The organism is Streptomyces sp. NPDC059456 (assembly GCF_042750055.1).
In the GTDB taxonomy this organism is placed as follows: domain Bacteria; phylum Actinomycetota; class Actinomycetes; order Streptomycetales; family Streptomycetaceae; genus Streptomyces.
In genome coordinates, this window is the sequence record NZ_JBHYVA010000463.1 from 1 (window position 1) to 6,894 (window position 6,894).

At 72.9% G+C, this 6,894-nt stretch carries 6 protein-coding genes and 1 pseudogene; 4 read left to right on the forward strand and 3 right to left on the reverse strand.

What is annotated here, in order from left to right; genetic code table 11:
• From ACFXA3_RS30390 to ACFXA3_RS30400, 3 genes and pseudogenes are all read left to right on the forward strand, one after another.
• Positions 1-1,211: pseudogene (locus ACFXA3_RS30390) on the forward strand (AIM24 family protein); the annotation flags it as partial.
• Positions 1,212-1,231: 20 nt separating this feature from the next.
• Positions 1,232-1,912, forward strand: a complete 681-nt coding sequence (locus ACFXA3_RS30395) for an AIM24 family protein (RefSeq protein WP_385191815.1) — start codon at positions 1,232-1,234, stop codon at positions 1,910-1,912.
• A 17-nt stretch (positions 1,913-1,929) separates the two neighbouring features.
• Positions 1,930-2,685 (forward strand): AIM24 family protein, encoded by a 756-nt coding sequence (locus ACFXA3_RS30400; protein WP_385191809.1) that lies wholly within the window; start codon positions 1,930-1,932, stop codon positions 2,683-2,685.
• 113 nt (positions 2,686-2,798) lie between these two features.
• Here the strand turns inward: ACFXA3_RS30400 and ACFXA3_RS30405 are convergent, their stop codons facing one another.
• Complete coding sequence (locus ACFXA3_RS30405) at positions 2,799-3,419, reverse strand: winged helix-turn-helix domain-containing protein (RefSeq protein ID WP_385191810.1); 621 nt, start codon at positions 3,417-3,419, stop codon at positions 2,799-2,801.
• A 395-nt stretch (positions 3,420-3,814) separates the two neighbouring features.
• On the reverse strand, positions 3,815-4,834 hold the full coding sequence (gene glnII, locus ACFXA3_RS30410) for a glutamine synthetase (protein ID WP_385191811.1): 1,020 nt from the start codon (positions 4,832-4,834) through the stop codon (positions 3,815-3,817).
• A 269-nt stretch (positions 4,835-5,103) separates the two neighbouring features.
• Between glnII and ACFXA3_RS30415 the strand changes: the two genes are divergently transcribed.
• Positions 5,104-6,012, forward strand: a complete 909-nt coding sequence (locus tag ACFXA3_RS30415) for a Gfo/Idh/MocA family protein (protein WP_385191818.1) — start codon at positions 5,104-5,106, stop codon at positions 6,010-6,012.
• Positions 6,013-6,086: 74 nt separating this feature from the next.
• On the opposite strand, the gene ACFXA3_RS30420 is transcribed toward ACFXA3_RS30415, so the two are convergent.
• Complete coding sequence (locus ACFXA3_RS30420; protein WP_385191813.1) at positions 6,087-6,635, reverse strand: hypothetical protein; 549 nt, start codon at positions 6,633-6,635, stop codon at positions 6,087-6,089.
• Between the last annotated feature and the right edge of the window lie 259 nt (positions 6,636-6,894).

The window sequence follows — 6,894 nt, forward strand, 5'->3', positions numbered from 1 at the left end:
TGATGAAGAACTTCGGCGGAGATGTAGAAGAGTAGGACGAGAAGAAGGCCAAGCAGCAGCCGCAGGCCCACGAACCGTCAGGCTACGAGCCGGGATTCGCCCCGCCGCCGCAGGGCGCCGCCCCGGCGCCGTCCTTCGGCACCCCGGTCCAGGCCCCGCCCGCACCCCAGGCCCCGCAGGCCCCGTACGTCCCGCAGCCCGCGCCCGCCCCTGCTCCCGCCCCGCAGTACCAGCAGCCCGGCGCGCCCGCTCCCGTGCACTCGGCCCCGACCATGGTCGGCCCGCTCACCACCCCGCCGGCCCCCGCACCGTACGGCCAGCCGCCGCACGCCCCGCAGCCGCCCGGCCCGCCCTCGTACGGCCACCAGCCGCAGCCGTCGTACGGCCAGATGCCCGGCTACGGCCAGGTCCCGCCGCCCGCCCCGGCCCCCGCGCCGTACGGTCAGCAGCCCGGCCACGGCCAGGTCCCCGGCCAGCAGCCGCCCCCGTACGGCCAGATGCCCGGCCAGCAGCCCGGCTACGGCCAGGGCGGCGCCCCGCAGGCCGCCGGCGCCGGACTCGCCGCCGCCCTCCAGCCCTACAAGGAAGTCCCCACGGGCGCCCGCTGGACCTCGCAGAACCAGCAGCTCATGCGGGTCGACCTGTCGATGGGCGGCCAGCCCGTCCTCGCCCGCCAGGGCAGCATGGTCCTGTACCAGGGCAAGGTCGACTTCAGCTACAAGGGCGCGGGCTTCGCCGGCCGCATCGTCGGCAACGCCACCGGCCAGGAGATGCAGCTGATGCGCTGCAGCGGCCGCGGCCAGGTCTTCCTCGCCGAGAACGGCGCCCACCTGCACGCCATCGAGCTCCAGGGCGACGGAATCTGCGTCTCCGCCGAAAGCGTCCTCGCCTTCGACGAGAGCCTCCAGCACGAGGTCCGCCGCATCGAGGGCCACGGCATCCCCGGCGGCGCCCTCTTCACGATGCTGTTCCAGGGCTCCGGCACGGTGATCGTCAAGACGCACGGCACGCCGGTCGTGCTGCCCGTCACCCCGACCACCTTCGCCGACAGCAACGCCATCGTCGCGTGGTCGGCGGCCTCCCAGGTCATCGTCTCCAGCCAGGTCCGGCTGCGGCGCAACGCCTACCCCGGCCACAGCGGGGAGACCGTGAACCTCCAGTTCCGCGGCGCTCCCGGCAACTTCATCGTCGTCCAGCCGTACGAGGTCTGAGGGAGCCCGTCATGAACGCAATGAACCAGCAGCTCGCGGGCTACGCCCCCACCCCCGTCACGGCCCGCATGGAAAACCACGGCCGGGCCATGCTCAAGGTCGCCATGCAGAGCGGCCAGGACCTCTTCGCGCGCACCGGATCGATGGTCGCGTACGAGGGCTTCGTCCAGTACGAGCCCAACCCGCCGGCCCTGCGCCAGGTGGCCTCCCAGTGGCTCACCGGCGAGGGCGCCCCGCTGATGAAGTGCACCGGCGACGGCCTGCTCTACCTCGCCGACTACGGCGCCGACGTCGTCGTGATCAACCTCAACAACGACGCGCTCTCCGTCAACGGCACCAACCTGCTCGCCTTCGACGCCCACCTCCAGTGGGGCGTCGAGCGGGTCAAGGGCATGGCCAAGTTCGCCGGCCAGGGCCTGTTCAACGTGCAGGTCTCCGGCACCGGCTGGGTCGCCATCACCTCCCGGGGCACCCCGATCGTGGTCGACTGCGGACGAGGCGAGGACGAGACGTACGTCGACCCGGACGCACTCGTCGCCTGGTCCCCGAACCTCAAGGTGAAGGGCAAGCGCAGCTTCAAGGCCTCGTCGATGATCGGCCGGGGCAGCGGGGAGGCCTACCAGATGGCCTTCTCCGGCCAGGGCATCGTCGTCGTACAGCCCAGCGAGGACAGCACCGACCGGCTCCGGACCCGGGGCTGAGGGGGAGCGGACACATCATGCAGAGCTCACTTTTCGGCCACGCCGAGCAGCAGTCCCAGGAGCGGTACGCCGTCCAGAACCCGCAGCTGCTGCGGGTCACCCTGGCCGGCTCCGACGACGTGCTCGCCCGCAAGGGCGCCATGGTCGCCTACCAGGGCATCATCGACTTCGACGGCGAGTACCAGAGCACCACGCAGCGCACCGCCCGCGCCCGCACCGGCGAGGGCCTCGACCTGATGCGCTGCTCCGGGCAGGGCACGGTCTACTTCGCCAACCTCGCCCAGTACGTCCACGTCGTGGACGTGGACCAGGACGGCCTCACCGTCGACAGCAGCTACGTGCTGGCGATGGACTCCACGCTGCACAGCGAGGCCATCGCGGTCGACAGCCAGTACGGGATCTCCGGCTCCGGCAAGTACCAGCTCAACATCACCGGCCGCGGCAAGGTCGCGCTGATGACCTCCGGGCAGCCGCTGATGATGCAGGTCACGCCGGACAAGTACGTCAACGCCGACGCGGACGCGATCGTCGCCTGGTCCACCTCGCTGCGCGTGCAGATGCAGGCCCAGACGCACTCCAGCGGCGTCTGGCGGCGGCGCGGCAACACGGGCGAGGGCTGGGAGCTCAGCTTCCTCGGCACCGGCTTCGCGCTGGTGCAGCCGAGCGAGGTGCTGCCCCCGCAGCACCACCAGCTCGGGCAGGGCATGGCCGCCCAGTACGGCATGGGCCAGCACGGTGTCCACGCCCAGAACCAGAACAACGCCTGGAACTGACGAGCGGCACACCGGCGCCGCACGCGGCGCACGGCACAGGGCACACGGAAGGGGGGTGGGGGGGGGCGGGGGCCGCCCCCCCCCCCCGGCGTACGCCGTGCCGTGCCGTGCGGTCAGGGCGCGTACTTGTAGCCCACGCGGCGCACGGTCTGGATCGCTCCGCGGTGCGCCGCGCCCAGCTTGCGGCGCAGTCGGGCGACGTGGACGTCCACGGTCCGGCCGTCGCCGACGTGGCCGTAGCCCCAGACGGTGGTCACCAGCTGGTCCCTGCTGTGCACCCGGTGCGGGTGCGCCACCAGGTGGGCCAGCAGCTCGAACTCCAGGTACGTCAGGTCGAGTACCCGGCCGTCGACCTCGGCGGTGCGCTGCGCCGGGTCGATGCGGACGAGTTCGTCCCCGGTGGTGGCCGCGGCGTCCGGCGCGGCCCGGGAAGCGGGCGGTACGGGAACGGACTGCGGGGCGAAGGCGATCGGAGGCTGCCCGTCCGCCGCCCCGGCCGGTACGAGGACCAGGTAGCCGACCATCGGCGGCCGGCCCGGCAGCGCCGGCAGGGTGTGCTGGGGCGCGGGCAGCCAGGTGGCGCCGGGCGGCAGGAAGTCGGCCACGCGGGCGACCTCGTCGGGGTCCACGGCGCGCAGCCGGTGGCGCGGACTGGGCGGATATGCGTGGGGCACGGTCGCAGCGTTCGCCGTCGCGGTGGAGGCGGCAGAGGTCAGGGAACGGGTGTGAGACATGAGTGGTCGGCTCTTTCACGCGGAGTGGTCGGCAGGAGACGTACGTACGTCAACGCGTACCGCGCAGACCGAAGGCCTCGGCGGGGAACGTCCGGTGGGGGTTCCCGAAGGCTTTAGAGGGCCGGCGCGTTCTTCGCGCGGCAACACACCCGGTCGAAATCGTGATCCTGACGGGAGGGCCAGAACGGCTCGAGGTCGCTGCGACCGTTCGAGGTGTGCAAGGGGCTGGCCATGGGTCCATTGAAGCAGATGCGGGGGTCCCGGGGCAGACCTCGTCTCAACCAGTGGAGCGGAATCCCAAATTCCGCGAGGAGGTCTCCAGCGGACCCCCACCACGCGCGCGCCCGCCGGGCCACGGGGGCTCGGCGGGCGCGTACGTCACACGGGGACCGGTCCTAGACCAGGCCCTCCTTCTGCAGGCCCGTGCAGCAGGTGTCCGTGATGAGGCGGGTCACCACGTACGGGTCCACGTTCGCGTTCGGGCGGCGGTCCTCGATGTAGCCCTTGCCGTCCTTCTCCACCTGCCACGGGATGCGGACCGAGGCCCCGCGATCGGACACGCCGTAGCTGAACTCGTTCCACGGGGCGGTCTCGTGCAGACCCGTCAGGCGCTCGTCGATGCCGGCGCCGTAGTTCTTGACGTGGTCCAGCGGCTTCGAGCCCTCGCCCAGCGCCTCGCACGCGGTGATGATGGCGCGGTAGTCCTCGCGCATCGCCTTCGTGGAGAAGTTGGTGTGCGCGCCCGCGCCGTTCCAGTCGCCCTTCACCGGCTTCGGGTTCAGCGTCGCCGAGACGTTGAAGTCCTCGGCGGTGCGGTACAGCAGCCAGCGCGCGATCCACAGCTGGTCCGAGACCTCCAGCGGGCCGACGGGGCCGACCTGGAACTCCCACTGGCCCGGCATGACCTCGGCGTTGATGCCGGAGATGCTCAGACCCGCCGCGAGGCAGTGGTCCAGGTGCTTCTCGACGATCTCGCGGCCGAAGATCTCGTCCGAGCCGACACCGCAGTAGTAGCCGCCCTGCGCGGCCGGGAAGCCGCCCACCGGGAAGCCGAGCGGCCGGATGCCGTCGAAGAAGGTGTACTCCTGCTCGATGCCGAAGATCGGCTCCTGGTCCGCGAACTGCTCGGCGATCGGGCGCAGCAGGGCGCGGGTGTTCGACTCGTGCGGGGTCATGTCGATGTTCATGACCTCGCACAGCACGAGGACGTCGTCCCCGCCGCGGATCGGGTCCGGGCACGAGAACACCGGCTGGAGCACGCGGTCGGAGGCGTGGCCCTCGGCCTGGTTGGTGCTCGATCCGTCGAAGCCCCAGATCGGCAGCGCGTCGCCGTCGGCCAGGATCTTCGTCTTGGAGCGCAGCTTCGCCGTCGGCTCGGTGCCGTCGATCCAGATGTACTCAGCCTTGTAGCTCACGGGCCCCATCCTTCGGTGCGTCGCTCCGGCGCAGTCTCAGCGGGTGCTGCTGCGGGTGCTGCGTTCGCGGTGCTGCGATGTCGTTGCGGTGTATGCCGCAGCGTGCCCGCGCGCGATTTCTCTTCCGTTGCCCGGGTGTGAACCCCGTGTTACCGAGGTTTACGCCGCAGGTCGAGTGGCTTGTGCGGGTTGGCGGCAGCACACCCGTCCGAGTGGGGCAGACTGGGCGGGTGAGCATTTCGTACGATCTGACTTCGGCCGGAGACTCCATGGACACCCCCCGCCTTCCCGCCCGCCCCCGGGTCGGCCTGCTGGGCACCGGCCCGTGGGCCCACCGCACCCACGCCCCCGCCCTCGCCGCGCACGCCGGCTCCGAGTTCGCCGGGGTGTGGGGCCGCCGCCCCGAAGCCGCCGCCGAGCTGGCCGACGCGTACGGCGTGAAGGTGTACGAAGACCCCGACGCGCTGTTCGCGGACTGTGACGTCGTGGCCTTCGCCCTGCCGCCGGACGTACAGGCCCCGCTCGCGGTGCGCGCCGCCGCCGCGGGCCGCCACCTGCTCCTCGACAAGCCCGTCGCCACGACGGCCGAGGACGCCCGCGCCGTGGCCGACGCCGCCGCCCGGCACGGCGTCGCCTCCGTCGTCTTCCTCACGCTCCGCTTCGCCGAGCCGGCCGCCGGCTGGGTCGCCGAGCAGGCCGCCCGCTCCGGCTGGTTCACCGCGAGCGCCCACTGGTTCGGCGCCGTCTTCCCGCCCGACGGCGCGCCCAGCGCGTACGCGGCCTCGCCCTGGCGCAAGGACAAGGGCGGGCTCTGGGACGTCGGCCCGCACGCCCTGTCCGTGCTGATCCCGGTCCTGGGCGACGTCACGTCCGTGACCGCCGCCCGCGGACCCTCCGACGTGGTCCAGCTCGCCCTGCGCCACACCTCGGGCGCCGCCAGCACCGCCGTCCTCAGCCTGGGCGCACCGGCCGCGGCGGCCGGGGTGGGGCTGGAACTGCGCGGGGCCGAAGGGGTGTTCTCGCTGCCCGACTGGACCGACGTGCCCGGGGCGTACGGGCGCGCCCTGGACGCGCTGGTCACCGCCGCCCGGACCGGGGTGGCGGACCCGCGCGACGCGGAGTTCGGAGCCCGGCTGACGCAGATCCTGGCGCAGGCGGAGGCCCAGCTGCCGGCCTGACGGGCAGGTCGGCTCCGGGCAGGTCGGCTCCGGGCAGGTCGGCTCCGGGCCGGTGGGGGCGGGGCCGGCCGGTGCTACTTGATGACGGCGTTGGCCACGATGATGGCCAGTCCGATGGTCGCGTCCGCGACGCCCCGCAGCAACGCGGAACCGATCCGGTAGCCGACGCGCAGTGCCACGAGGGAGCCCCACGCGAACAGCAGCGCGGTGTTCAGGCCGAGCCCGGCGGAGGTGACCCCGTACGAGTCCCAGCCGGTGAACCCGGCGGCGACCAGCAGCAGGACGGTGGGCAGAGTGGCCACGACCATCGGCCACTCGTTCCACAGCACCCGCGAGAGAACCCGCAGGCGGTGGGCGGGCGAGCCGGCCTGATGGGTGGTCATGTGGTGCGAGTAGCCGTGCGCGAGCGCGGCCGCGCAGGCCGTGAACAGCACCCAGCTGGCGTCGTAGAACGGGGTGAACGCCTCGCCCTCCTGGTTGAGCGCGGCCATCAGTCCGGAGGCGAGCACGGTCCCGTACACCCCGCCGAACATCCAGTCGGCACCCCTGCGCGGGGCGGGGAGGTCCTGCCCCGCGGGGGGCAGCCGGGGTCGGAGCTGCTGCAGGTCCTTCGCGTCGGTCATCGCCGTCCCTTGGTGTGATAGATCCCTTTTGGGTTGATATCCACCCTAGGGGGTGCCAGGTGAGGACGAGATGAGGGCCGCCGCGCCGGAGCCCGTGCCGCGGGTGCCGGCATCGGCCCGGCGCCGACCGGGCCCCGCCGGTGCTCCCGCCGCGCGCGCCCGGCCCCCCCCCGCCCCCGGCGGGCGCCCTGGCTCCCCGCCCCCCCGGGGCGGGGGCCCCCCCGCGCCCCGCCCGCCCGCCTCGACGCCCAGGGGGTAC